At 59.9% G+C, this 24,480-nt stretch carries 23 protein-coding genes; 15 read left to right on the forward strand and 8 right to left on the reverse strand.

Going from position 1 to position 24,480, the window contains the following annotated elements; genetic code table 11:
• Positions 1-5: 5 nt before the first annotated feature.
• Positions 6-797: a crotonase/enoyl-CoA hydratase family protein gene (locus tag FKG95_RS19890; protein WP_142898165.1), complete on the reverse strand. Its 792-nt coding sequence runs from the start codon at positions 795-797 to the stop codon at positions 6-8.
• 54 nt (positions 798-851) lie between these two features.
• On the opposite strand from FKG95_RS19890, the gene FKG95_RS19895 reads away from it, so the two are divergent.
• Positions 852-1,469 (forward strand): TetR/AcrR family transcriptional regulator, encoded by a 618-nt coding sequence (locus FKG95_RS19895; RefSeq protein ID WP_246116831.1) that lies wholly within the window; start codon positions 852-854, stop codon positions 1,467-1,469.
• A gap of 162 nt (positions 1,470-1,631) precedes the next feature.
• Here the strand turns inward: FKG95_RS19895 and FKG95_RS19900 are convergent, their stop codons facing one another.
• From FKG95_RS19900 to FKG95_RS19915, 4 genes are all read right to left on the reverse strand, one after another.
• Entirely contained in the window at positions 1,632-2,093 is a 462-nt protein-coding gene (locus tag FKG95_RS19900) for a DsrE family protein (RefSeq protein ID WP_142898166.1), read from the reverse strand.
• Between the two features lie 159 nt (positions 2,094-2,252).
• On the reverse strand, positions 2,253-3,110 hold the full coding sequence (locus tag FKG95_RS19905) for a phytanoyl-CoA dioxygenase family protein (RefSeq protein WP_142898167.1): 858 nt from the start codon (positions 3,108-3,110) through the stop codon (positions 2,253-2,255).
• A 70-nt stretch (positions 3,111-3,180) separates the two neighbouring features.
• Positions 3,181-3,609, reverse strand: coding sequence for a hypothetical protein (locus FKG95_RS19910; protein WP_218940274.1), 429 nt, complete (start codon positions 3,607-3,609; stop codon positions 3,181-3,183).
• Between the two features lie 178 nt (positions 3,610-3,787).
• Positions 3,788-4,234 carry an Rrf2 family transcriptional regulator gene (locus tag FKG95_RS19915; protein ID WP_142898168.1) on the reverse strand — a complete coding sequence of 149 codons (447 nt, stop codon included), beginning with the start codon at positions 4,232-4,234 and terminating at the stop codon, positions 3,788-3,790.
• Positions 4,235-4,433: 199 nt separating this feature from the next.
• Between FKG95_RS19915 and FKG95_RS19920 the strand changes: the two genes are divergently transcribed.
• From FKG95_RS19920 to FKG95_RS19945, 7 genes are all read left to right on the forward strand, one after another.
• Positions 4,434-5,189, forward strand: a complete 756-nt coding sequence (locus tag FKG95_RS19920; RefSeq protein WP_142898169.1) for an isocitrate lyase/PEP mutase family protein — start codon at positions 4,434-4,436, stop codon at positions 5,187-5,189.
• 123 nt (positions 5,190-5,312) lie between these two features.
• Positions 5,313-6,128 carry a molybdate ABC transporter substrate-binding protein gene (locus tag FKG95_RS19925; protein ID WP_246116832.1) on the forward strand — a complete coding sequence of 272 codons (816 nt, stop codon included), beginning with the start codon at positions 5,313-5,315 and terminating at the stop codon, positions 6,126-6,128.
• Between the two features lie 167 nt (positions 6,129-6,295).
• Entirely contained in the window at positions 6,296-7,336 is a 1,041-nt protein-coding gene (locus FKG95_RS19930) for an iron ABC transporter substrate-binding protein (protein WP_246116833.1), read from the forward strand.
• A complete protein-coding gene (locus FKG95_RS19935) occupies positions 7,333-8,352 on the forward strand; it encodes a FecCD family ABC transporter permease (RefSeq protein ID WP_246116834.1) in 1,020 nt (339 codons plus the stop codon). The genes FKG95_RS19930 and FKG95_RS19935 overlap by 4 nt, the downstream gene beginning before the upstream one ends.
• Before the next feature lie 77 nt (positions 8,353-8,429).
• Positions 8,430-9,194, forward strand: a complete 765-nt coding sequence (locus FKG95_RS19940; protein ID WP_142898170.1) for an ABC transporter ATP-binding protein — start codon at positions 8,430-8,432, stop codon at positions 9,192-9,194.
• A 109-nt stretch (positions 9,195-9,303) separates the two neighbouring features.
• Positions 9,304-9,432 carry a hypothetical protein gene (locus FKG95_RS30365; protein ID WP_281281485.1) on the forward strand — a complete coding sequence of 43 codons (129 nt, stop codon included), beginning with the start codon at positions 9,304-9,306 and terminating at the stop codon, positions 9,430-9,432.
• Positions 9,433-9,629: 197 nt separating this feature from the next.
• Positions 9,630-10,082, forward strand: a complete 453-nt coding sequence (locus FKG95_RS19945) for a hypothetical protein (protein WP_142898171.1) — start codon at positions 9,630-9,632, stop codon at positions 10,080-10,082.
• A 214-nt stretch (positions 10,083-10,296) separates the two neighbouring features.
• Here the strand turns inward: FKG95_RS19945 and FKG95_RS19950 are convergent, their stop codons facing one another.
• A complete protein-coding gene (locus FKG95_RS19950; RefSeq protein WP_142898172.1) occupies positions 10,297-11,046 on the reverse strand; it encodes an SDR family NAD(P)-dependent oxidoreductase in 750 nt (249 codons plus the stop codon).
• A 477-nt stretch (positions 11,047-11,523) separates the two neighbouring features.
• Here FKG95_RS19950 and FKG95_RS19955 point away from each other — a divergent pair, with 477 nt between their 5' ends.
• The 3 genes from FKG95_RS19955 (at position 11,524) to FKG95_RS19965 (ending at position 15,615) form a co-directional block, all read left to right on the forward strand.
• Entirely contained in the window at positions 11,524-13,143 is a 1,620-nt protein-coding gene (locus tag FKG95_RS19955; protein ID WP_142898173.1) for a cytochrome D1 domain-containing protein, read from the forward strand.
• Positions 13,144-13,335: 192 nt separating this feature from the next.
• Positions 13,336-15,138: a NapC/NirT family cytochrome c gene (locus FKG95_RS19960; RefSeq protein ID WP_142898174.1), complete on the forward strand. Its 1,803-nt coding sequence runs from the start codon at positions 13,336-13,338 to the stop codon at positions 15,136-15,138.
• A 57-nt stretch (positions 15,139-15,195) separates the two neighbouring features.
• Positions 15,196-15,615, forward strand: coding sequence for a cupredoxin domain-containing protein (locus FKG95_RS19965; protein WP_142898175.1), 420 nt, complete (start codon positions 15,196-15,198; stop codon positions 15,613-15,615).
• 152 nt (positions 15,616-15,767) lie between these two features.
• Here FKG95_RS19965 and FKG95_RS19970 read toward each other — a convergent pair whose 3' ends face one another.
• Positions 15,768-16,457, reverse strand: a complete 690-nt coding sequence (locus tag FKG95_RS19970; RefSeq protein WP_142898176.1) for a GntR family transcriptional regulator — start codon at positions 16,455-16,457, stop codon at positions 15,768-15,770.
• A 315-nt stretch (positions 16,458-16,772) separates the two neighbouring features.
• On the opposite strand from FKG95_RS19970, the gene FKG95_RS19975 reads away from it, so the two are divergent.
• From FKG95_RS19975 to FKG95_RS19985, 3 genes are all read left to right on the forward strand, one after another.
• Positions 16,773-17,774 (forward strand): TRAP transporter substrate-binding protein, encoded by a 1,002-nt coding sequence (locus FKG95_RS19975; RefSeq protein WP_142898177.1) that lies wholly within the window; start codon positions 16,773-16,775, stop codon positions 17,772-17,774.
• 213 nt (positions 17,775-17,987) lie between these two features.
• On the forward strand, positions 17,988-18,482 hold the full coding sequence (locus FKG95_RS19980) for a TRAP transporter small permease (RefSeq protein WP_142898178.1): 495 nt from the start codon (positions 17,988-17,990) through the stop codon (positions 18,480-18,482).
• Positions 18,479-19,789: a TRAP transporter large permease gene (locus tag FKG95_RS19985; protein WP_142898179.1), complete on the forward strand. Its 1,311-nt coding sequence runs from the start codon at positions 18,479-18,481 to the stop codon at positions 19,787-19,789. Before FKG95_RS19980 ends, FKG95_RS19985 begins: the two co-directional genes overlap by 4 nt.
• A gap of 109 nt (positions 19,790-19,898) precedes the next feature.
• Here the strand turns inward: FKG95_RS19985 and hydA are convergent, their stop codons facing one another.
• Positions 19,899-21,353, reverse strand: coding sequence for a dihydropyrimidinase (gene hydA / locus FKG95_RS19990; RefSeq protein WP_142898180.1), 1,455 nt, complete (start codon positions 21,351-21,353; stop codon positions 19,899-19,901).
• 728 nt (positions 21,354-22,081) lie between these two features.
• Between hydA and FKG95_RS19995 the strand changes: the two genes are divergently transcribed.
• A complete protein-coding gene (locus FKG95_RS19995) occupies positions 22,082-24,478 on the forward strand; it encodes a PAS domain-containing hybrid sensor histidine kinase/response regulator (protein WP_142898181.1) in 2,397 nt (798 codons plus the stop codon).
• The last annotated feature ends 2 nt before the right edge of the window (positions 24,479-24,480 follow it).

Here is a 24,480-nt window from a genome sequence, read left to right on the forward strand (position 1 = left end):
ACGGGTTACCGCCCGGGATAGGCCGGTGTGCGGCGTTCGATCCAGGCCGCTAGGCCTTCCCGGCAGTCCTCGGTCGCCGCCATGCGCGCAAACTGCTCCCGTTCGATTTCCAGGCCCTCCGCGATGCTGACGTTGAGACCCCGTGTGACCGCCGTGATAATACGCGCGGCGGCCAGCGGCGAGTGCTGCAGAATACGCTCCGCCAGATCGAAGGCGGCCGGCATCAGGTCTTTGTGCGGGACAACCTGGTTCACCAGTCCCAGCTCGTAAGCGCGTTGCGGCGAAAAGCTTTCGCCTGTCAGCAGCAGCTCAAGCGCGCGCTTGCGCCCTGCCAGGCGGGGTAGGCGCTGAGTGCCGCCAAAGGTCGGCGGAATGCCAATCCTGATCTCGGGTTTGGCGAAGAGGGCCTGTTCGCTGGCGATGGCCAGATGAACCGCTTCGGTGATTTCACAGCCCCCGCCATAGGCCAGGCCGTTGACCGCGGCGATGACCGGCTTGGGGAAGGTCTCCAGGCGGGCGGTCATGGTCTGACCGCGGCGGACGAAGTCCCGGACCGCGACATCGGGTCCTTTTTCGACGCTCCGCGAGAATTCGTGGATGTCGCCACCGGCGGAAAAGGCCCGCTCACCCGCGCCGGTGATGATCACCGCGCCGACTTGAGGATCTTCCTCGATCCGCCCCAGAAGCGTCAGCAGCAGGTCGTTGGTTTCGTAGTTCAGGGCGTTTAGTTTTTCAGGGCGGTTCAGGGTCAGAACCGCGATCCTGTTCTCCAAATGCAGCAGGACCGGATCGGCCATTTCAATACCTCAGATCTGTTGAATTCCTGTGCCGAACTTAGGGTGATCTTTCGCTTGAGTATACTCACTAGTCAGTATACTTTCGATGCCATGCCACGAGACTCCAAGAGCACACGCGACCGGATACTGGATGCTGCAAACCGTCTCTTCTACGCGGAGGGTATCCGCGCGGTCAGTGTGGATGCGATTGCGGAAAAAGCGGGTGTGACCAAACGCACGCTCTATTACCATTTCAAGAGCAAGGACGAGTTGATCACCGCCTATCTGGAATCGCGCGACCAGCCCAATCTGAAACTCTTCGCGAAGTGGTTTGAGGAAGCCGAGGGCGGCCTTGCGGCAAAGATCGAGGCGCTGTTCCGGAATCTGGCCAAGTCGGCCCGCCATCCGAGGTGGAAGGGCTGTGGCTTTCTGCGCACCGCTGCCGAGCTGGCCAACATGCCGGGGCATCCCGCGGTTCAGGTCGGCGCCGCGCACAAGCACAGGTTCGAGGTCTGGCTGGCTGAGGCGATAGCCGCGGAAAGCGCGGACAACGCGGCCCAGCTCGCGCGCCACATTGTTCTGCTCATGGACGGTGCGTTTTCCACCATGCTGATCCATCGGGACCCGGCCTATGTGGAAGCTGCCGGCGATGCCGCGGCGGCGCTGGTTCGGGCGCAGACGGGGCGGCGCTAGAGACGGGGCGGCGCTAGATCAGGTCAAGTTCAGATGGAATCGCCGAAGGCGATGCATCGTGCTTGTGAATCTGATCCAACTAGAGGAATTAAAACGGGTTTTCCGATTTTTTTATGGTCAATCCGGCGCGGCGTGAGCGCACCGGGTTGCCGGGGCAGGCCGTTACCAGGCGAGCGTCTTGATGTTTTGATCGAAGAGCAAACCCTCGACCAACTCCCAGTTGCCCATTTGAACGCCGTCGATGTAGTCGTCCTTGGTCAGGCCCGCCGCCTGTGAGCAGGTGCCGCACATAATGACCTGTCCGCCGTCCTTCATGAAGGCCGACAGCATGTCTTGTATCGACTTATTCTGATCCCGCATCAGACCGTGCAGGTGAGAGGGCCGTTTCTTGTCGGCAAGATAGACGGCGCGAACGTTCAGCCAGATTGCCACAGGCTTGTGGCCGTTCTTCAGGGCCTTCTCATGGGCGAAAAAGATAGCTTTTGCTGCTGACCAGGTGTCGTCGGTAGTGAGGTTGATAAAGAGGCCGGTGGATTTGTTTCCGTCGGATGCCGCTGACACCGGAACAGCGAAAAGAGTGAGAAGAGCAAGACCGGCGAAAAAGACTGAAATCGTACGCTGCATGGAAAGTTTCCTGACTGCCGAATGAGGGGTAGTTCAGTGTGATCTCTCCGGGGCTATAGGCATTGATCTCGATCAACCCTTACGCGAGAAAACCGGATCGAGACCGGCGAGCATCCGGCGTGCCGTGCTGACGAGGCGTATAGGTGTGAGGGCGCCGGTTTAAGGCCAGAGCTGCGGAAAGAAATCGCCCGCGATGGCGTCACCGTCGCCGTAGCCCGCCGCCTCGAACAAGGCGCGTTCTTCCTTGGCCCAGTCGCCGCGGTAGCGGATCTCTCCGTCTTCCGCCGTCATGCGCAGGGTATAACGCTGGACCGTCTCGCTGGGCGTTGTGGTGGAGAGGCTGCCGTGCAGGGTGCGCATGTCGAAAAAGATGCAGTCGCCCAACTCCAGATCGAACTGCACCAGGTCATATGCGCCGGGGTCGCCCTCGATATCCGGCGGCAGGTCATAGCGCACGCCCCTCACGGTCTGGGCTGCGTCACCCGTCTGATGTCCGTCGTCGAAGCGCACCCGCAGGAAGTGTTTGCCCCAGAGATGGGAGCCCCGCACGAAGGAGATACCGTTCTCCTTGGAGACCGGTTCCAGGGGTAGCCAGAGCACGCACATGGAACCGGCAAAATCGAAGTAAGAGATGTCGTGGTGAAAGGGCGGGCGTGAGCTGCTGCCGGCCTCGCGCAGGAACCAGTTGTCCATCACCAGATTGATCCGTTTCGCACCCAACAGCTGCGCGGCGATCGCAGCACAGGGCGAGCTGCGGACGAAGTCCTCGAAGGCCGGAACATGGGACCAGCACCAGAAGTCTTCCCAATAAGCGGGTGCGTCCGGTTCCTTGCAGTGGTTGGTCAGATTGGGGCTCGGTTGCTCCAGGTCGGCCTTGATCCCGGAGCGCAGACCTTCAATCCACTCCGGCGCAAAGACCTTGCGCAACGCAACCACGCCGTCGCTCCGGAAGCCGGCAATGGCCTCAGGACTTATCTCCACCGATACGTCGCGCGCCGCTCTATTCAATATTGTCATGACCCTGCTCCTGCTGCACAGCGACATTGAAGTCACGGAGGGCAGGGCCATGTCAATCCGTCATGAAGGGTCAGCGTTTGAGGACCAGCTTCGTGTCCTGCTCGCGCAACAGGAAAAGAACCAGACACGCCGCCAGAACCGGCACGGACGCAAAGAAGAGCTGATTGCTGCCGCCGCCGTAGGGGTCGAGGATCTGCGGCAGAGATACAACGACCGTGATGGCGTTCATCAGCAGCATCAGGCCGTAGGTGATCGTCCGGTAGAGGCCGAGCGCGAAGGCGAGAATCAGGGCCGTCTGCACCGCGCCGATGGCCAGGATCGTCGTGACGCCAAAGGAGGCTCCGTAGAAGTGCTGGAAGAGGCCGATAAAGTCCTCCGGCATGATGAGTTTGTCGATGGACCAGACCAGCATGAAGATCGCGATGCTCCATCTCAGAATGGGCAGAACGGCGGCGGGGCTTGCCGTGGGCGTCAGGAACTTGGGCATCGGTTTGAGCACTCCGTTTTCTACAGCATTTCATTGTGTTAGGAGGCTTTGGCGGGCCCCAACGACGTGCATATGGGCCGGGAGTTCTCGGGAAAAAGGACCCCCTCGCGGGAATGTGATCTGTGAGGACCGCGGGAAGCGGCCGGGACAACATCGCCGGAAAAGCCCCCACGAGCGCCGGATCCGACTCTCAGCTCTCGAGTTCGGGTTGCCGCAAGAGCTTGGCAATGCCGCGCTTGTTGGCGGTGGCGTCGGCGAGACTGTAGCGGTCGAGCGTCTCGAAGAAGGCACGATGAGCGTCGTTTAAGACGGCGATCAGGCCGCAGGCGCTCTCTATGGCGCAGCTTCCATCTCTACCGCGCATGCACTCAACCAGTCCGGTGCCGCGCTCGGCCCGCCGGACCACCTCGCCGATTTTGATTTTCTCCGGTGCAATAGCCAGCCGCAGGCCGCCGCCTTTGCCGCGCGTGGCGGTCGCATAACCCTCGTTGACAAGCCACTTGCAGACCTTGGCAACGTGATGAACCGAGATGCCATAGCTCTCGGCGATCTCCCTCGAACTGACCTGTCTGCCGTCGCTCACGGCAAGGTAGATCAAGGCCCGGAGAGAGTAGTCAGTGAAAGCCGTAAGTTGCATTATGAATTCATGACAGATTGCAGCTTGCAGATCAATTTGAGTTGTAAAACCCGGAATTCGATACGCAACTGAAAGGCGTGAACTGGCTTCTTTCGGACCTCATAATCACGCACCGTCTGGCGCCCCGGCGCCCTCGCTGCTACTTCAATGGTGCCTTATCCAGCCGCCAAATCCACATCGACCTTACGAGGAGAAGATTATGTCACAAGCCCGGAAAGCCCTCGATTTCGCCAAGCTGCACGTCCCCGGACAGCCGCTCGTGCTTTACAATATCTGGGATGCAGGCGGCGCCAAGGTGATGGCCAAGGCGGGAGCCAAAGCGGTCGCGACCGGAAGCTGGTCGGTCGCGGCGGCGCAGGGCTATCCCGATGGAGAGAAGATCCCAATGGCGTTCCTGCTGCAGATCGCCGGACGTATCGCCGAAACCGTCGAGCTGCCGCTGACCGTCGACTTCGAAGGCTGCTACGCCGAGGCGCCGGATGAGGTTGCCGCCAACGTCACCCGCGTGATCGAGGCCGGCGCGATCGGGATCAATTTCGAGGACCAGATTGTCGGCGGCGAAGGGCTGCATTCCATCGACGCTCAGTCCGCCAGGATCGCTGCAGCGCGCCAAGCCGCCGAAGCCACCGGCGTACCGCTTTTCATCAATGCCCGTACGGACCTTTTCCTGAAGGAGAAGGACGCCGGCAAACACGAGAGCCTCGTGGCCGAGGCGACAGCGCGCGCGGCAGCCTATGCCGAAGCGGGCGCGAGCGGCTTTTTTGTTCCCGGTCTGACCGATCCGGCGCTGATCCGCAGTGTCTGCGAAGCGGTTTCCCTGCCGGTCAACTGCATGATGAAGGAGGGCGCCCCCTCAAGCGACGAGATGGCGGCGCTCGGTGTGGCGCGTATCAGCCACGGTCCGGGTCCTTACTTCACCGCCATGGCCGACCTCGCAAAACGCGCGCAGGTTTGATCGTTTTTCTGCGTTATTATGTGATATTACGCAAAATCTGTTGTTTTTCCCGAATATCTTTGGGAGTCTCACAGGAGAGAGATCTCCAATGAGACTCCGGAAAATCAATATGGGGAGAGCAGAATGCGTGGCCTCGGAAAGAGGATGTTTCTTGCTGCGGTCATGGGACTGGCGGCCATGAACCCGGCGGGCGCTACAGAACTGAAACTCATTGCCGCGGGCAGCTTGAAAGCCGCCCTCGGCGAAGTCGCCCGGGCTTACGAGGCGGAGAGTGGGACAAGGGTCGAGACGACCTTCGGCCCCTCCGGCCTGATGCGTGAAAAGATCGAGGCGAGCGGCGGATATCACGTCTTCGCGTCGGCCAATATGAAGCATCCGGCCAAGCTGTTCGAGGCGGGTAAATCCGGCACGGTGAAGCTCTTTGCCCGCAATAAACTCTGCGCCCTGGCGCAGCCCGGGTTGAAGCTCGAGAGCGACCATCTGCTCGATACCATGCTCAGCACGGAGATCAAGCTCGGGACCTCGACACCCAAGGCGGATCCCTCTGGCGATTATGCTTTCGAGCTGTTCGACAAAGCCGAGAGTCTGCGGCCCGGCGCGGCGGAGAAACTCAAGGCGAAATCCCTTCAACTGACCGGTGGCAAGACCACGGCCAGAGCACCGGAGGGCCGCAATCAATACGCCTGGGTGATGGAACGCAAGCAGGCGGACATTTTCCTGACTTACTGCACCAACGCGGTCCTGGCGCAGCGTGAACTCGAAAGACTGCAGATCGTCACGCTGCCTGGCGCCCTTTCGGTCGGCGCGGATTATGGCCTGACCGTTATCTCGGGTGCGCCGGAGGGCGCTGCGTCGCTCGCGGATTTTATTCTCTCCGCGGTTGGACAGAAGATCCTGGACGGGTATGGTTTTGAAACGGTCCGGCCCGGGTCGGACTAGTGTGATGTTTCTGAAGTTCGTCGCATAGTATGCGACGAATTTTAGAGACTGAATCACACTAGATCCAATGAGGTAGTATCCCGAATCTGAAATTCAATGACGTGAATTTCAGATTCGGGATACTAGGAGTTCCCAACCTGAGTTTCGAAAAGCTACGGAGACGCTTTGTGTTAGCCCGGATCGCCGCCCTGATTGTCATGACCCTGATGCTCGCGCCGGCGGCTTCCGCCCGCACGGTCACGGACTCTGCGGGACGTCAGGTCGAGGTGCCGGATAACATCAGCCGGGTCTATGCGGCGGGCCCGCCGGCCTCCATTTTGCTGTACATCGTTGCGCCCGACAAATTGACCGGCTGGCCGAGGGCGCCGCGCGATTATGAGCGCCCTTACATCGCCGAAGCCTATCGCGACCTGCCTGAAACCGGACGCCTGACCGGCCGGGGCAATACCGCGAACCTGGAACGCCTGCTGGCGGCGAAGCCGGACCTGATCGTGGATTTCGGCTCGATCAAGGACACCTATGTTTCGCTGGCGAACGACATTCAGGCCCAGACCGGTATTCCCTACATCCTGATCGACGGCCGCTTTGAGAATACCCCGGCTGCGCTGCGGCTGCTTGCCGAGGTCCTGGGCGTCGAGGCGCGTGGCGAAGAGCTGGCGGGATATGTGGAAGCGCTGTTCGAAGAGATCGAAAGCGGACTGGCGGCGGTTCCGCAAGACGCACGCCCGCGCAGCTATCTGGCGCGCGGTCCGGCGGGCCTGGAGACCGGCTTGAAGGGATCGATCAACACGGAAATCATCGAGCGCGCCGGTGGGGTTAATGTCGCTGATCCGGGCGACGCCTCGATCCGGCGCGGGATCGTGAATGCCTCGATCGAGCAGATTATCGCCGCGAACCCGGACAGCATCATCACCTGGGACCGGCGCTTCTACGATGCTGTCTGGCAGGACCCGTTCTGGTCTGGTATCGACGCCGTAAAACGTAAACGGGTTTATCTCAGTCCCACAGCGCCCTTCGGCTGGGTCGACCGGCCGCCTTCGGTCAACCGGATCATCGGCCTGCGCTGGCTCTCGGGTCTCTTCTTTCCCGAGCGCTTTCAGTTCGACCTCAGGGCCGAAACCCGCCGCTTCTATGAGCTCTTCTACCACGTCGACTTGAGCGATGAGGATCTGGAGCGGCTGATCGAGTGGTCTCAGGGCCGACCGTGACGGGCCGTCTCGCCTTTCAGCTCTGGCTGCTCGCCGCGGCGGTGCTGGCGCTTGCCGTTGCCGCCGTGATGACCGGTCCCTATCAGGCCTCTTTGGGCGATCTTCTGCAGGCCGTCGCCCGTTATGTTGGCCTGCAGAGCGCCGCCGAGGGCGGTCCGGGGACCATCGATACGATCCTCTTCGGGGTCAGGATTCCCCGGGTGGCCGCCGCCTTGCTGACCGGGGCCGCCCTGGCGGGGGCCGGCGCCGTGTACCAGGGGCTGTTCCGGAACCCCCTGGTCTCGCCGGATATCCTGGGCGTGTCCGCCGGCGCGGGGCTGGGCGCGGCCTTCGGTATCTTTTTCTCGCTGCCGGTCTTCGCGATCCAGGGGCTCGCTTTCGTTGCCGGACTGGGGACCGTCGGCCTGGTCTATCTGGTCGCGACCATGGTGCGCAGCTACGAGCCGACCCTGGTTCTGGTGCTGTCGGGCGTCGTCATGGGCGCGCTGGCCGGAGCCTGTCTCTCGCTGTTGAAGATCCTGGCCGATCCCTACGATCAACTCCCGGCGATCACCTTCTGGCTGCTCGGCAGCCTGGCCGCGATCCGCCCGCAGGATGTCTGGGGCAGCCTGCCCGCCGTGCTCATCGGACTGCTGCCGATCCTGCTGTTGCGCTGGCGCATGAATGTCATGTCCCTGGGCGATGAAGAGGCTTCGGCGCTCGGCATCAATCCGCGTAGGCTGCGGCTGATCCTGGTGATGGCTGCGACCCTCATGACCGCCGCCGTGGTCTCCATCGCGGGCGTGGTCGGATGGGTCGGTCTGGTGATCCCGCATATTGCGCGGCTTTTGGTCGGTCCGGATTTTACCCGTCTCTTGCCCACCGCGATGCTGATCGGCGCGGGCTACATGCTTCTGATCGATATGATCGCCCGCAACCTGACCACGACCGAGACCCCGCTCGGGGTGCTGACCGCCTTTATCGGCGCGCCGGTCTTCATCTGGCTGCTGGCGTCGGGACGCCGGGGTTGGTCATGAGAACAGGCGGTTGGTCATGAGGACGGGCGGCTGGTCATGAATAAGGCGCGAGTGGTCATCAGAACGGGAGGCTGGTCATGAAGCTCGACGTCTCCGATCTTGCCTTCGGTTATCCGGGCTTTCCGGTCGGTCAGGATGTCTCGCTCCATCTGGAGGCGGGGGAGGTGCTTTGCCTGCTCGGGCCGAACGGTTGCGGTAAGACCACCCTCTTTAAAACGGTGATGGGCCTGCTGCCGCCGCGCGGCGGCCGGATCGCGATCGGCGGCCGCGCCATGGAAAGCCTTGCCCGTCCCGAGCTCGCCCGCCTGATGGCCTATGTGCCCCAGGCCCATGCGCCGGTCTTTCCCTACAGCGTCCACGACATGGTTCTCATGGGACGCACCGCGCACCGGGGCCTCTTCGCCGCGCCCTCCAAAGGGGATCACGAAGCCGCGCTGGCGGCGCTGGAACAGCTCGAGATCGCCGATCTGGCAACGCGGGATTACACCCGGCTTTCCGGCGGGCAGCGGCAACTGGTTCTGATCGCCCGTGCCCTGGCTCAGGAATCGCCCTTCATCCTGCTGGACGAGCCGACGGCGAGCCTGGACTTCGGCAATCAGTTGATGGTGCTGGAGCAGGTGCGCCGTCTGGCGGCGGACGGCAAGGGGATCGTCATGTCGACCCATGACCCCGATCACGCCTTTGCCTGCGGCACGCGCGCGCTGGCCATGAAGGACGGCCGGACGCTCGCGAACGGCCCGGTTGCCGAAACCCTGACGGGAGAGGTGCTCAGCAGCCTCTATGACGTTCCGGTCGAGATCCTTCTTGCCGGCGAACGGCGCATCTGCCTCCCGGCGATTTGAGCGACATCAAGGACTTGCTGCCAGCTCTGTGATCCTTTGAACTTCACCGCCGCCCGATGGGCGCAGGTCTTCATCGGGTGGCTCGTCCGATCCTTCGAGGGAGTTCGCCATGACTATTTCGCCGATGCTCTTCATCTGTCTTTTCTTCGCCAGCCTGGGACACTTCTTCATCGGCGCCGCCGCGATCTGGTGGGTCTCTCTCCAGGCCGCGGGGCGGAAACGCAAGAATGGTAGTTGACGGGCGTCCCAATGGCTCATCACGCTTGGTCTCCAGTTGGGCAGTAGGTTCGCTTCAGTTGGCGCCTCAGCTATTGACCGGCTGAGCACTGAATTTCCCCATCTTCAGAGAGCTTTAAGCTCTTTCGTTGTTCTGTTGGCCGCTGCTCCTGCAGTTTCAAATGAGCTTCTCGGAGAAGATTATAGGGCACTTCAGATATGATTTTAGGCAGGTTGCGAGACCTATTTCTATTTGGCAGTTGTTTACTGGTCGTCGTGTTTGGTGCCAGCACGGCTGAAGCTCTGAGCTGCCGTAAGCCTGGTGTACAAGAACACATTCGCAATTCGGACTTGGTGTTCTATGGCTCGCTGCAAGGACGCCCGCGCGTTGATCGGGATAAACGGGAATGGATGGGCAAGTTCAAAGTGCTCTGGGCCTATAAAGGCGTAGAGGACAAGTCTGTCATTGTAACGCTCACCAATACCCGTATCGGTGATTTATCTGGACGACGTTTTAGTGGTGGTATGCCGATCTTGGTTTTTGCCGAACGCGAGGGGGTCAACGAGGACGGTCTGGTAATAGCCAGTGTCCATTACTGTTCCATGATGGCTTATCACGGTCGGTCTCACCTTCACCCGAAGTACTGGTATCTCTTGAACCAACTGCAGTAGCGGCTGCCGCTCATTCCCAACGGCCTGAGCTTGGTTAAACATGGCTCCTGCCCGAGTTGGTCCATCGCGAGAAGCATTCTCCGCGGCCGAACTCATGAGGCACGGTGGTTGCCATGCTGGAGAAGTAACCACTATTCGCCCAATGCAAAGCACGCACTGACGACGTACCGTCAATGCGCGCTTTTTTAGTGGTGCAGAGAAGACTTCCTGAGGCTTAGGAGAACAGCATACCGCCGTTGATGTCGACACAGGCGCCGGTCATGAAGGCGGACTGGTCGGAGGCCAGGAAGACGGCGAGGTTGGCGGTGTCTTCGGAGGTGCCCTCGCGCTTCACCGGGCTGACGTTGGCCACGTGGGTGCGGACTTCCGGCTTGGTGAAGATGTTGTGGAAGTCGGTGTCGATCATGCCGGGGCAGAGGGCGTTGACGCGGATGCGCGGGCCGAACTCCTTGGCCAGGCCCCGGGTCATGGTCATGACCGCGCCTTTCGAGGTGGCATAGGCCACGGCCCCCGGCCCGCCGCCGTCACGGCCCGCCTGGGATGCCATGGGGACGATCGCACTGCCTTCCGGCATATAGGGTTCGACCGCCTTGACGATCAGGAAGAGGGAGGTGGTGTTCAGGTCCATGACCCGCTGGTAATGCTCCAGGTCCATTTCCTCGATGCGCTTGCGGGCGATCAGACCGCCGGTGACATGCATCAGGACGTGGATCTCCTCGCCGAACTTGGCGCGGGTAACGCTCACGAGCTTTTCGACATCGGCCGGGTTCGTCATGTCGCCCTGCAGGGCGAAGGCTTCGCCGCCGGCAGCTTCGATTTCCTTCACCGCCGAGGCCGCGCCTTCGCTGCTGGAGTGGTAGTTGATGGCGACCTTCACGCCTTCTTCCGCCAGGCGCATCACGCAGGCGCGGCCGATGTCACGGCCACCGCCGGTCACGATCGCTACTTTTCCCTTCAGGTTCATCGAGACTTCCTCCCACTGTCGCCCAAGTCAATTTGGACAGAGTTACTGTTACAGGTGTTGCTGTTTGCCAAGAGATGCAATTCAGGTCCAACTGGTATGGTAGTGCCCCAGACCTGTCAAGTTATTCGAGAGCCTGACCTGATCCGCACAGCCTCGATGACCCGCAGCGTCGCGAGATTTTCCGGAGTCGGGTTGACCGCTTGCCGGCGATTTTAAGATGCAGCCTTTTCAGAGTCGTTTTGAGGTTTTCTCACTGCCGCGTTTCAGGGGTGCTCACTATCCGAAGGACGTCACCCTCAACAAAGCCCCGGCTCAAACCAACCAGGAGATTTACGGCACAGACAGGTTGACGAAAGTCAAGGACTTGCACTGATAAAGCGGCCCATATGCCACCCACCCAATGAGCAAATGGAGGGAACCGTGTTACCTGGAACCGCATTCGGTAAATCAAATCGCGCAATGGGAGTCGGCTTGACCATGCTGATGAGCAGCGTAGCCGCCCCAGCCCTCGCAGAAGGGCCCACGCTATCCGAGGAGGCCTTTGAGAGCTCGAAGCAGCTCTACTTTGAACAATGCGCTGGCTGTCACGGCGTTCTGCGCCTTGGTGCCACCGGCAAGAACCTGGAACCCTTCTCCAAAGTCACCGCAGCAGACGGCACAGTGACCGAAACGGGCACGGTGAAGCTGGGTCAGGAACGCCTTGAAAGAATCATCGCGTTGGGGACCGAAGGTGGGATGAACAACTTTGACGGCATCCTGACGGAGCAAGAAATCAAGGACATGGCGACCTACATCATGATGGAGCCGCCGCAACCGCCGGAAATGTCGCTGGCTCAAATGAAAAAAACCCGCAAGGTCTATGTCGAAGAAGCCGACTACCCGACCGAGCCATTGCATGGCCGCAACTGGGAAAACTTCTTTGTCGTGATCGAGCGTGACGTGGGCAAGGTTGCCATCATCGATGGCGACACCAAGGAGGTTCTGGTTCACATCCCGACCGGCTATGCCGTGCACGTGATCAAGGCATCCGAGCACCACAAGCTGAACGAGCCGGAGAATCCGGGCCGCTTCTGGTACACGATGGGCCGCGACGGCAAGATGACCAAGATCGACCTCTGGCAGACGCCCGACAAGATGTTGGTTTCCGAAGTCACAGTCGCCTATGACGCACGTGACGTAGCGGTCTCCGGTGATGGAAAATACATCATCGGTGGGGCTTACTGGCCACCGCACTTTGTGATCTCCGACGCGGTAACCATGGAACCGCTGAAGGTCGTCTCGACCCGCGGCGTGAACACCGAAGGGGACTATGTGGAAGAGGCCCGCGTGGCCGCCATCTACACCACTCCGAACGAACCCACATGGCTGGTTGCTGTTAAGGAACTGGGGCAGATGTGGCAGGTGGATTATTCGGACATCGACAACCTGCGGATCGACAAGATCGACACTGCACGGTTCCTGCACGATGGCTTCTTTGATCCCACAGGCCGCTACTTCCAGATCGCCGCAAACGCATCGAATCAGATGGTCGTTGTCGACAGCGAAGAGCGCAAGCTCGAAGCGATTATCGACACGCCTGCTCTGCCGCATCCCGGCCCGGGCGCCAACTGGAACGACCCGAACTGCGGGCCTGTTGCAGGCACGACTCACCTCGGCATAGGCACTGTGACGGTCTGGGGTAACGACCCCGAAGGTCATCCGGACAATGCGTGGAAGGTCTGCTACGAGACTGAAACCGACGGTCCTGGCCTCTTCATCCGGACCCATCCGAACTCCAAATATGTCTGGGCTGACCAGACGCTGCACCCGGAGCCGGAAATCCAGCAGTCGGTTCAGGTGATCTCGAAGGAAACCAATGAAATCGCCAAGACGATCCAGGTGACCGAAGACGAGGGCAGCGTTGCCGTTCACTTCGAATTCAATGCCGATGGCAGCGAAGTCTGGGTGTCGAAATGGAACCGGAGCGATTCGAAGGAAGCCAACGGTGAAATCGTGATCTACGACGCGGAAACGCTTGAAGAAAAAGCCCGCATCAAAGGCCTGTTCGCACCGACCGGCAAGTTCAACGTCTACAATCGTTCGAACCATGTCACCTAATGTGACTTAAACCTTCAACGGAAGAGCGGTTCAAGCAGCCGCCCTTCCGTCTTTTGGTGGTGTCGGAATTGATTTGACCGAGAGGTATCAAGATCACGAGGACTCCCCTGATCTGCATCTCCTAACCAGCAATCCTCTGAAAAAGACCCTGCAAACAGGATCGCCCGATCAGAATCGATACGGAGTCTGAACATGACCCAGAGCAGTGAAAATAAAACAAAAAAACCAATCTGGCAGCGCTATTTCTTTTGGGGGATGCCGCTTGCAGGGATCGTTGGGGCCTTTGCTGCCGGCATCATCTTCTGGGGCGGGTTCAACACCGCCATGGAAGCGACCAATACCCAGAAATTCTGCGTCTCGTGCCATGAGATGAACGACTTCGTGTATCAGGAATACAAAGGCACCATCCATGACGTGAACCGCTCGGGCGTGGGGGCGACCTGCTCGGATTGCCACGTCCCCAAGGACTGGACCCACAAGATGATCCGCAAGGTCAAAGCCTCCCGGGAGCTCTGGGGCAAGTTTACCGGATCGATCTCTACAAAGGAAAAATTCGAAGCCAAGCGCCTGCATCTCGCAATGAACGAATGGGAGCGCATGAAAGCCACCGATTCCATCGAGTGCCGCAACTGTCACGGCTTTGATTCGATGATGCCCGAGTTTCAAAAACCACGCGCACGCCAGCAGCATTTGAACGCAATGAAGGTCGGTCAGACCTGTATCGATTGCCACAAAGGCGTCGCCCATACCGATTTGCGTGATCGCGCCGACGGCGATTATCTGGAAGAACTGGAAGCGCCGAATCCCGAATTCGTGCGCGAGATCCCGCAGGAGTTCCTCGATAGCCTGGCCTACATCACCGAAAAAGAGGCCGAAGAGGCCGCCGCCGCAAAGCTTGCAGAGCAACAGGCACAAGAGGCTGTCCGGGCACGTATCGCCGCCGCCGTGGCGGCTGCGCGTGCAGAGGATCAGGCCAAAGCCGCGGGTTCCGGGGCAGAAGCATCGCCCGCCGCGTCCGCCGCTCAAGCCGGCAGTATAGCTGCTGATGTCGATTGGGACGCGGTGGCGAGCACTGACATTACCTTGTTCTATCCCGGCCAGGCGTCTTTCGAATGGGTGCTGAATGGTAGAACCCACGGCGGTGCCCGTCCGCTGAGCAAGGCCGGTGATGCCTGTTCGACCTGTCACGCGGCTGAGTTGGACACTATCGGCAACAAGATCGTCGCCGGCGGCGAGATAGAGCCCACGCCAATCCCTGGCAAACGCGGCACAATCAGCACCAGGCTTCAAGCCACGCATGATGGTGAAAACCTCTATATGCGCCTGCAATGGCAAGATGCCGGCCACCATCCCGCGCCATTTGTTGAGGGGGGCAAGATGGACCCGGACAACCAAATCAAGGTGGCGATGATGATCACCGGCGTCGGCATAGAAATGGGTCCTGCGGTGGGCTGCTGGGCTGCCTGCCATGCCGACAGCGGCTACATGCCCTTCGAGCCGGATGCAGATGGATTGGCCGCGAATGCCGCAGTGTTTGAGCGGCTGGGAACACCGGACGTCATCACCAAGTATCTGGCGGAAAGCCGCACCGATATCGAAATCAGAGGCCGGCGCGGCAAAGCGCAAGGCGGTTGGGATAAACTGAAACCTGCTGAAGAGATAGACCAGCTTCTGGCGGATGGCACATTCCTTGATCTGCTGCGGGTCTATGCGGATGGTCGCGCCAGCAATGGCCACATCCTGGAGCGGCGTGTCGATGACGGCGATGAAATGGCCGCTGAGGCAAGCTTGTCGGACGGCACCTGGACGGTCGTATTCTCGCGCCCGCTGAACTCAGGTGCGGCCGGGGATGTGCCGCTGGAGGCCGGCCGGATTTACACCGTCGGCTTTGCGATCCACGATGACTACGCCGACGCGCGGTTCCACCATGTGACGTTGGATCTCAGTCTTGCACTGGATGACGCAGCGGCGACCATCAACGTGACCAAACAGTAGTCTGTGGCGGCGACCGCTTCGCAGCGGTCGCCGTGCGCCCCATGCAAGGAGACACTCATGACTTTGTTTACGCGCCTTTTTGCTGCAGCTTTTCTGACGGTCTTTGCTGCGGTTTCCGCTTCAGCAGAGGCTGATACAGTCTCGGATATCTGTTCCGAGGCTGAGGCGCGATATGTTGAATTGATGGGGCATCCGTCAGCGGAAGCAGCCGGGGTCACGGTCGTCACCATGTATAAGTACAATTTTTGCCCAGCCCGGATCACCGTGCCGGTGGGCACGACAGTGCGCTGGGTCAATGTCGACAAACGCACCAGCCACAGCGTTCTGGTCAAAAACTCGGGGGAGCCGGAATCCGACCGTGTCTTCGCTGGGGAAAACATCGAGTTCACCTTTATGCTGCCCGGACCGCAGGACTACCTCTGCGGGCCGCATTGGGAAGTGCAGAACATGATCGGCAGGGTGACTGTGGTACCCTGACAGGAGTCACACAGTCTGGATGGCCGGCGGTATCGTAAAACCTTGGTCGTTGGATTTACTGCCTGCAGACACTTCATGGCACTTGCAGGATAACTGCTTCCGGAACAAAGCCCCGACTCAAACCAACCGGAAAATCTGCGACATAGCCAGCGTCAGTCGTCAAAAAAATCGGGATGGTTCCTGCGCGCGTCCGCAAGTGTCTCGTCCAGACGGGTGAGGTGTAACCGCGTCGCCGCGACAATGGCGTCTTCATCCCGTTGTTTGAGCGCTTCGAAGATCCCGGAGTGATCGCGGTAAAGTTCCAGCATGCCGTCTTTGTTTGCGAGACTCAGCATGCAAAGCCGGTCTACGTGGGACTTATTCTGTTCGATGGCCGCGAAGGCGAATTCGACTTTGGCCGCGATGCAAATCAAGTGGTGGAATTCGTAATCGAGCCGGTGGAACAGGTCCGTGTCGCGCTTATTCGCGGCCCGCTTCTGTGCCTTGAGGTTACCTTCGATCCGTGCAAGATCCTCCTGCTGCGCAGCTTCGCAGGCCTTGCGGACAACTTCGACCTCAATCGCCGTGCGGATGAAGCGGGTGTTGAGGATGTCCTTGACCGAAATCTTCCGTACCAGCGTCGCTTTCTGGGGGCGGACCTGCAGCAGCTTCATGTTGTTCAGGCGGATGAAGGCCTCGCGGACCGGCTGACGGGACACGTCGCTGTGCTTGGCCACTTCCACTTCGGAGAGCTTCGTGCCCGGCGCCAGACGCAGGTTCACGATGTCCGAGCGCAGGCGCTCGAAAACATCGTCCGCGGAAGTTCGCCGCTCCGCCGTGCGGGCCGGGTATTGGACGTTCATGTGGCACCCCAAACTGCCTTTAAGCCTTCGAAGCCTTGTAAACATCAGGCAACGGATTGCGACATTATCACACCTCTGACGAACAGAAAATGCTCCCGCCCGCGGGCAAAAGGGCCGGCATCGTCACAGGAAAACGGTATGCAAAACATCAAGGCCGTTGAAAGATACCGGATATCCGCAAAAGTTACCATACTAGTCGGCATATTTGTTGACGAACGCTGATTGACGTGTTTGTCTCGAGGTTCAATCGACAGAAAAATAGACCGCTCCACAGTCGTGTAGGCGCGGCCGTCACAGGTATTTGGGAGGATACAGATGACCCTATTCAACAGCGGGAAGAAACTGCTTCAGGGCACCGCAGTCGCTGGAGCCCTGGCCATTTCGGCAACGGCAGTCCAGGCCGCCGATATGACGTTCCGGGGCGCCAGCCTGTTCGATAACGAGCACGCCTACAGCAAAACCCTGATCCGCTTTGGCGAGCTGGTGAATGAATACTCGGGCAAGGACATCGAGTTTGATCTGCGTGGCAACAGCGAGTTGGGCATCGAGCCGGACTACATCAATTTCCTGAACCAGGGTGTCGCCATCGACTACGCCATCGCGGCGCCGTCCAATCTGGCACGCTTCGCGCCCTCGGTTCCCTTGATGGACATGCCCTTTGTCTTCCGCGACCTCGATCACTGGAACGCGGTGCTCTCGAGTGGCGTGTTGAAGCCTCTGGAAGATGTGATTCTCGAGCGCGCCGACATCAAGGTGATCGGCTATGCAGGCGGCGGTACCCGCAACCTGATTTCGAACAAGCAGATCTCCAACATGGAGGAGCTGGCGGGTCACAAGATGCGCGTCATGGGCGCGCCGATCCAGGCCCGTGTCTTTGAGGCCCTGACCGCGGCGCCTTCCGCCATTGCCTATTCCGAAGTTTACAACGCCATTCAGACCGGTGTCGTCGATGGGCTGGAGAATGAATCCGCGAGCCTGCTGCAGTACAAGTTCTTCGAGGTCGCGCCGCATGTGACCCTGACACAGCATTCGATCACCGTGCGCCCGATCCTCTTCAGCGGCAAGTCCTTCGCGAAGCTCTCCCCTGAAATGCAGGAGGTGGTTCTGCGTGCCGGCAAGGAAGCGGGTGAGTATGGCCGCGAACTGGAGTCCCGTCAGGATGGCGAGAAACTGAAGCAGATGGAAGCTGCCAAGCAGATCCAGGTGCATCCCTTCGCAGAGCGCGCGAAGCTGCTCGATCTTGTGATCCCGGTTCAGGACAGCTACGCCAAGGAGCTGGGCGCGGAAGATCTGCTTCAAGCGATCCGCGAAAAGTAATTGCTTGACCGCACTGGTCTCCGCGGCCCTCCGGCTGCGGAGACTTTTTTTGCGGATGGTTCCGGGTTGAGAACCCATAAGCTATGGTAGCCTTGATCGTCTTTTGCAGGTTCTCAACCTTGTCGGCTTGAGCGCCAGGCCGTGTTTCTCTTTCCGCATGAAACACAGACTCTGGACTTTTCTTCCTTCAGCTAACCAGCGTTGGATGTCGTCATGATTAAACGGGCTCTGGAAGCCTTTTGCCAGGTCCTGCGGGTCGCCGTTGGCGTTCTCATCGCGGCGCTGATCGTGCCGGTGGCGATGCAGGTGATCGCCCGCTACACCGGTCTGATCCCGGTCTATCTCTGGACCGAGGAACTGGCGAAATTCATTTTCATCTGGATCGTGATGCTGGGCTCCATGATCGCGGTCTGGGAGGGCACGCACTTTGATGTGCATGTGGTACCCGACGCGAGAACCCGCCTCGGCAAGCTGATCCAGCGTGGTTTTGTTCTCGCGATGGTCAGCCTCTTTGCGGTCCTCTTTGCCTACTATGGCATCGGCTACGCGAAGTTCGGGTCGATCCAGCAGTCGGTGATGATGCAGGTTAACCTGCTGGTGATTTATATCACCGTGCCCCTTGCCGGGATCGGCTGGGCGCTCTTTGCGCTTTACCGCCTCTGGGAAGCGGTCTGTGACTTCCGTCAAACGCGCGGGGTGGCGGAATGATTATCCCAACCGGCACGGCCTGCCTGATTCTGGTCGGCGGATTTGTGTTGCTGGTGGCTGCGCGCGTGCCGGTCGCCTTCGCCCTGGGCATCGCGACCATTCCGGTCGTGGCCCTCGACTTGCGTCTCACGCCGTTCCTGATCATGGACCGGATGTTTCAGTCCTATAACTCCTTCATTCTGCTGGCGGTGCCCTTCTTCCTGTTGGCCGCCAACCTGATGAATTCCGGCAAGATCACCGACCGGCTGATCGAGCTGGCGCGGGTTTTGACCGGCTGGCTGCCCGGTGGCCTCGGGCAGGTGAATGTCGCGGTCTCCATGCTCTTCGCTGGGATCTCCGGCTCCTCCACCGCCGACGCCGCGGGCTGCGGCAAGATCCTGATCCCGGCCATGACCAAGCAGGGCTACGATCCGCGCTTCGCCGTGGCGATCACGGCCTGTTCCTCGGTCATGGGGGTGATCATTCCGCCCAGCATTCTCATGGTGGTCTGGGGCGGCGTCATGTCCATTTCGGTCGGTGCGCTGTTTCTGGCGGGCGCGATCCCCGGATTGATGATCGCGGCGGCGCTCATGGCGACCGTCTATACCTATGCCAGGATCTACGACTATCCGACCGCCGGACGGCCCACCTTGGGCGCATTCTGGCTCGCCTTCAAAGGCGCGGGCCTCGCGTTGCTGACCCCGGTCTTTGTGATCGGCGGCATTGTCGGCGGTATCGTGACCCCGACGGAAAGTGCCATCGTCGCGGCGTTCTATTCCTTCGTTCTGGGCTTTTTCGTCTACCGGACCATCTCGCCCCGCGAACTGGTCGGCGTGCTCTATGACACCGGGCGTTTTGCCTCGATCTCGCTCTTTGCGATCGGAACGGCCTCGGCTTTCGGGTGGATGCTGTCTTTCTACAACGTACCCAGACTGATCGTCGGCCTGATGACGAGCCTCGAGTTCGGCCAGTTCGGCACCGCACTGGTGATCGCCGCACTCTTTCTGCTCTTCGGTCTCTTTATCGATGCGATCCCCACCATCATCATCCTGGGCACGGTTCTCTTTCCGGTCGCGACCGCGGCGGAGATTCATCCGGTGGCCTTCGCGATCATCGGCATTGTGTCGCTGGCCTTCGGACTGGTGACGCCGCCCTACGGCCTCTGTCTCTTGATCTCCTCGTCGATCGCAGGTCTCAATGTCGTGCAGGTGTTGCGCGACGTGGTGATCATTCTGCTGCCTATGCTGGCGATCCTGCTCACGATTATTCTGCTGCCCGAAATCGTGCTCTGGCTGCCGAAGCTCCTGCTGCCCGGTTCCGTAAAGTAGAGTTGGCGTGATCCTTTTAACGAGACCGCTTTTGGCACAATAAAACAAACCCCGCCACAATTGGCGGGGCTTGTCGTTCTGGAGTTCGGTCCGAGTTTTTTGAAGCCAACTACTCGGCGGCTTGGGGCCGTTCGACCGGCACGGGCTGCTCGCGCTCGTGCTTGATCTTCAGGGCGTCGTAGTAGGACGCGAAAGGCGGCCGGTCGATGTAGCGTCCGACCCCGCGCTCCGTGCGGACTTCGCCGTCCTGATAGACGATCTTGCCCTGGCTCATGGTCATGGTGTTGGCACCGGTGACCGTCATGCCTTCGAAGATGTTGAAGTCGATGTTCTGGTGATGGGTCTTGGCCGAGATGGTGCGGCTCTTCTTCGGATCCCACACAATCACGTCCGCGTCGGCACCGACGGTGATCGAGCCCTTGCGCGGATAGATGTTGAAGATCTTGGCGGCATTGGACGAGGTCGCGGCCACGAACTCGTTCATGGTCAGCTTGCCGCTGTTCACGCCGTGATGCCAGAGGACGCCCATGCGGTCTTCGATGCCCGCGGTGCCGTTCGGGATGATTGTGAAGTCGTCCCGGCCGGCGGCCTTTTGCGGGGCGCAGAAGCAGCAGTGATCGGTCGCCGTGGTCTGCAGGTTGCCGGACTGCAGGCCGCGCCAGAGGGCGTCCTGATGCTTCTTGGACCGGAAGGGCGGGCTCATGACATGGGCCGCTGCGAAATCCCAGTCCGGATGACGGTAGACGCTGTCGTCGACGAGCAGGTGACCGGCAAGGACCTCGCCGAAGACCCGCTGGCCTTCCTGCCGTGCGCGCGTGATGGCTTCCAGGGATTCGATGCAGGAGTTATGGACCACGTAGAGCGGCACATCGAGCACCTGCGCCACCCGGATTGCCCGGTTCGCGGCCTCGCCTTCGACTTCCGGCGGGCGGGAAAGGGGATGGCCCTCGGGACCGGTGATGCCTTTTTTCAGCAGCTCCTGCTGCAGATGGAAAACCAGCTCGCCGTTCTCGGCGTGGACCGTACAGATCGCGCCCAGCTCGCGGGCCCGGGTGAAGGAATTCACCAGCACCTCGTCCTCGGCCATTATCGCGCCTTTGTAGGCCATGAAGTGCTTGAAGGAATTGACCCCATGCTCAGCGACCAGGGTGCCCATATCCTTGTGCACGCTCTCGTCCCACCAGGTGATGGCGACATGGAAGGAGTAATCGGTCGCGGCCTTTTCCGACCAGCCGCGCCAGGTCTTATAGGCCTCCATGATGTTTTGCTGGGGCGAGGGGATCACGAAGTCGATGATCATGGTGGTGCCGCCTGCGGCGCCCGCCGTCGTGCCCGTGAAGAAATCCTCCGAGGCCACGGTTCCCATGAAGGGCAGCTCCATGTGGGTGTGCGGATCGATACCGCCCGGCATGACGTAGCAGCCGCCCGCATCGACGATTTCCGCACCCGCGGGCACGTCGAGTTTCTCACCGATGGCCTTGATGGTGCCGTTTTCACTGTAAACATCGCCGCGATAGGTGCGATCGGCGGTGACGATAGTACCGCCACGGATCAGAACAGACATTGGTGCTCTCCTCTTGTTCAGCTTGATCTTGCGCCGGATCGTTCACCTGCCGGAGGCTTCGTGCCGGTTACCCCTTGTCCGCGACGTCTCCGCGGGGGCGGCGCAAATTCCATCACGTTTTCGGCCGCCAGGTGACCCTATTCAACGCAAGGCTGGAAATTCTCTTGAAGGGCGCCTCTCGCGGAGCACAGCGGCTGTCGTGGAAGCTCTTCACTCCGGTGCAGGCAGCCCTCGATTTCCATGTTTCGTTAATCATCCAGGAAACCTGTCCATTTGGTCAAATTATTTCTGAAGCTTCCTGTCAGCCATCTGGCATTCCTTGTCTTTCCGCGCGGATGGGGGAGCTGAGTTCGCACGGGGATTGAATTGCGCAAACACTCCCAAGGATCGTTGATCTTGCCGTATATTATCCTTACGGTTGTGTCGGTGTGTTCGCGTGAGCGGAGAGGGCCGGGACGAAGCCTGTTCTCCGCCCCCTGTTTTTGCTTCCTGTTTTGAAGCTTTTCGATCCTGGAATTTACGCTTTGCGAAGAGTTTATAACTCCCGATTGTATGTCATGTCACCGGTTGTGTGTGGAAAGGCTATGTATCGCTGTACTTTATGCCCAACAACTCTAAGTAAATGGCACTGATTGCGGCTTTCTGCGGTGTGTGTGTTTTGCTAGAATCTGTTCGTTATTGTGTCTTGGGGAGGGGATTACCTCATCACCGATCCAAATAATCATGACTTGGCTGAAAGCATCCTTCGAAATCGCGAAGACGTGTTGCAGCAGGTTATCGACAACGTTCCGGCGATGATTGCCTACATCGACACGGACCTCCGCTATCGCTTCGTCAATCAGCAGTATGTCGATCTGGTCGGCATCGATGCCGACGCTATCATCGGCAAAAGACCCGAAGAGTTCCTGGACTCCGAGGTTTTTGGGTTTGCGAGACCGATGATGGAGCAAGTCCTGACCGGCGTTGCCGTGCAGTTTGAAAACAAGATCATCCTGAAAGATGGCCGGCGATCTTGGGTTTCGGTGAAGTTCGCGCCTGACTTCGAGGCTGTGCCCTCTGCCCAAGCGGGCAAAGCCGAGCCTGAAAACCGGGTTGTCAGGGGATTCTACGCCCTGATGGTCGATATCGACGAGCGCAAGCGTGCCGAGGAGGCGCAGGAGGAGAGCGAGCAAAGATTTCGCGATATCGTCTCGGCTTCATCGGACTGGTTCTGGGAGTTGGACGCGGACTTCAAGATGTCCTACCTCTCCGATCGGGCTGAGGTCGTCGGCGGTATCCAAATCGAGCAAATGATCGGCAAGACCCCCTGGAGTGTAAACGATCCCGATGGCCAGGATCGTTTCTGGCGGGAGTGCCGGGGGTTGATCGAGGCGCACGCGGCTTTCCGGGACCTGCGCTGCCAGTATAAAGGCAGTGCGGACGGCAAGGTCCATCATGCTGCGCTCAGCGGACTTCCCTTGTTCGACGTTGCGGGCACCTTCATCGGCTACCGCGGCAGCGCGAACGATATTACCAAAGAACTCGACGCCATAAAGGAGCGGGAGCGGGTTCAGGATTTCTTCGTCAAGGCCCTGGAAATGCTGAACGTAAACTTCGCGCTCTACGACCCTGACGAAGTGATGATCTACCGGAACGATACCTTCAAGAAGTTTGCGAAGGGTGCCGGCTGGAACATCGGACTGGGCGATCGCTACGAAGATTTGCTGAAGGAAATCATGGCATCCGGCGCGGTCGAGGAGATGGTCGGACGCGAGCAGGAATGGATCGAGGAGCGTTTGCAGAGTTTCCGGGCGCTCGGGACCGATGAGCAGGGGGCGCATTTCCGGGTCAGGTACCGCTGGCTCGACGGCTCCATTCATTGGACCGACAGTAGCCGGATCCGCACGGCTGAGGGCTATACCCTGGCGGGCAACATCGACGTCACCGATCTGGTTGCCCGCGAGGAACAGCTCCGCCAGGCGCAGAAGATGGAAGCAGTCGGCCAACTGACCGGCGGCATTGCCCACGACTTCAACAACATCCTGGCGGTCGTGCTCGGAAATCTGGACCTCTTGACCGACCATCTCGACGAACTTCCCGAGTGCAGCAAACTTACCTTCAAGGCGATCAGGGCGGCGGAACGCGGGGCCCTGCTGACGCAGCGCCTCCTGGCTTTTTCGCGCCAACAGCCGCTCATGCCGACGCCCACCAACATCAATGCCCTGGTCAATGGCATCGAGGAACTGCTGCGCGGCGCACTGGGCGAGCAGCACGAACTCGAATTCGTGCGCGCCGCCGGGTTGTGGCGCTGCGAGGTGGATCCTTCCCAGGTCGAAAACGCCGTCTTGAATCTGGCCATCAACGCGCGGGATTCCATGCAAAGCGGTGGCAGGCTCACGATCGAGACGGCCAATGCCCATCTGGATGATGAGTATGCGGCAGCACAGGTCGAATTAAGTCCGGGTCAGTACGTGATGCTGGCGGTCACAGATACCGGTTGCGGAATGCCGCCCGATGTCAAAGCGCGTATTTTCGAGCCGTTCTTTACAACCAAGGAGATCGGTCAGGGCAGCGGGCTTGGTCTCAGTATGGTGTACGGGTTTGTCAAACAGTCCGGGGGACATATATCCGTTTATAGCGAGGAAGGCGAAGGCACGACCATCAAGATCTACCTTCCGCGGGCGATCGGGCAGGATGAGCCGAATGTCGTTCAATCCCATCGGCCGGGCGACAGCGCAGGCCGTGGTCAACGGGTCCTTGTGGTGGAGGATGAGCAGTTGGTGCGCGAACTGACCCGCGACCTGCTGGAAGACCTGGGTTACGCGGTGGTGACGGCGGATACGGGCCGCGCGGCTCTGGAGATTTTGGAGGGCGGCGAAGCCTTTGAGGTTTTGTTGAGCGATGCGGTCTTACCGGGTGGCATGAACGGACGGCAGCTGGCGGAGGCGGTGAAGGAGAGGTGGCCGGCCATGCGCGTGCTTTATATGTCCGGCTATACCGAGAACGCCATTATCCATCATGGCCGCCTGGACCGTGATGCGGTTCTTTTGCAGAAGCCTTTCCGCAAAAAGGACCTGGCGCTGAAGATGCGCGAAGTCCTCACGCAGGAGATGCCCGAAGACAAGGCGAGGGATTGGGGAGATTAGGT

The sequence above is a fragment of the Denitrobaculum tricleocarpae genome (assembly GCF_007004665.1).
Classification (GTDB): Bacteria; Pseudomonadota; Alphaproteobacteria; order Kiloniellales; family Kiloniellaceae; genus Denitrobaculum; species Denitrobaculum tricleocarpae.

Coding starts and splice junctions, on each gene's coding strand:
- FKG95_RS19890 (WP_142898165.1), bottom strand. CDS start 797: ATGGCCGATCCGGTCCTGCTGCATTTGGAGAACAGGATCGCGGTTCTG.
- FKG95_RS19900 (WP_142898166.1), bottom strand. CDS start 2,093: ATGCAGCGTACGATTTCAGTCTTTTTCGCCGGTCTTGCTCTTCTCACT.
- FKG95_RS19905 (WP_142898167.1), bottom strand. CDS start 3,110: ATGACAATATTGAATAGAGCGGCGCGCGACGTATCGGTGGAGATAAGT.
- FKG95_RS19915 (WP_142898168.1), bottom strand. CDS start 4,234: ATGCAACTTACGGCTTTCACTGACTACTCTCTCCGGGCCTTGATCTAC.
- FKG95_RS19920 (WP_142898169.1), top strand. CDS start 4,434: ATGTCACAAGCCCGGAAAGCCCTCGATTTCGCCAAGCTGCACGTCCCC.
- FKG95_RS19925 (WP_246116832.1), top strand. CDS start 5,313: ATGCGTGGCCTCGGAAAGAGGATGTTTCTTGCTGCGGTCATGGGACTG.
- FKG95_RS19940 (WP_142898170.1), top strand. CDS start 8,430: ATGAAGCTCGACGTCTCCGATCTTGCCTTCGGTTATCCGGGCTTTCCG.
- FKG95_RS30365 (WP_281281485.1), top strand. CDS start 9,304: ATGACTATTTCGCCGATGCTCTTCATCTGTCTTTTCTTCGCCAGCCTG.
- FKG95_RS19945 (WP_142898171.1), top strand. CDS start 9,630: ATGATTTTAGGCAGGTTGCGAGACCTATTTCTATTTGGCAGTTGTTTA.
- FKG95_RS19950 (WP_142898172.1), bottom strand. CDS start 11,046: ATGAACCTGAAGGGAAAAGTAGCGATCGTGACCGGCGGTGGCCGTGAC.
- FKG95_RS19955 (WP_142898173.1), top strand. CDS start 11,524: ATGCTGATGAGCAGCGTAGCCGCCCCAGCCCTCGCAGAAGGGCCCACG.
- FKG95_RS19960 (WP_142898174.1), top strand. CDS start 13,336: ATGACCCAGAGCAGTGAAAATAAAACAAAAAAACCAATCTGGCAGCGC.
- FKG95_RS19965 (WP_142898175.1), top strand. CDS start 15,196: ATGACTTTGTTTACGCGCCTTTTTGCTGCAGCTTTTCTGACGGTCTTT.
- FKG95_RS19970 (WP_142898176.1), bottom strand. CDS start 16,457: ATGAACGTCCAATACCCGGCCCGCACGGCGGAGCGGCGAACTTCCGCG.
- FKG95_RS19975 (WP_142898177.1), top strand. CDS start 16,773: ATGACCCTATTCAACAGCGGGAAGAAACTGCTTCAGGGCACCGCAGTC.
- FKG95_RS19980 (WP_142898178.1), top strand. CDS start 17,988: ATGATTAAACGGGCTCTGGAAGCCTTTTGCCAGGTCCTGCGGGTCGCC.
- FKG95_RS19985 (WP_142898179.1), top strand. CDS start 18,479: ATGATTATCCCAACCGGCACGGCCTGCCTGATTCTGGTCGGCGGATTT.
- hydA (WP_142898180.1), bottom strand. CDS start 21,353: ATGTCTGTTCTGATCCGTGGCGGTACTATCGTCACCGCCGATCGCACC.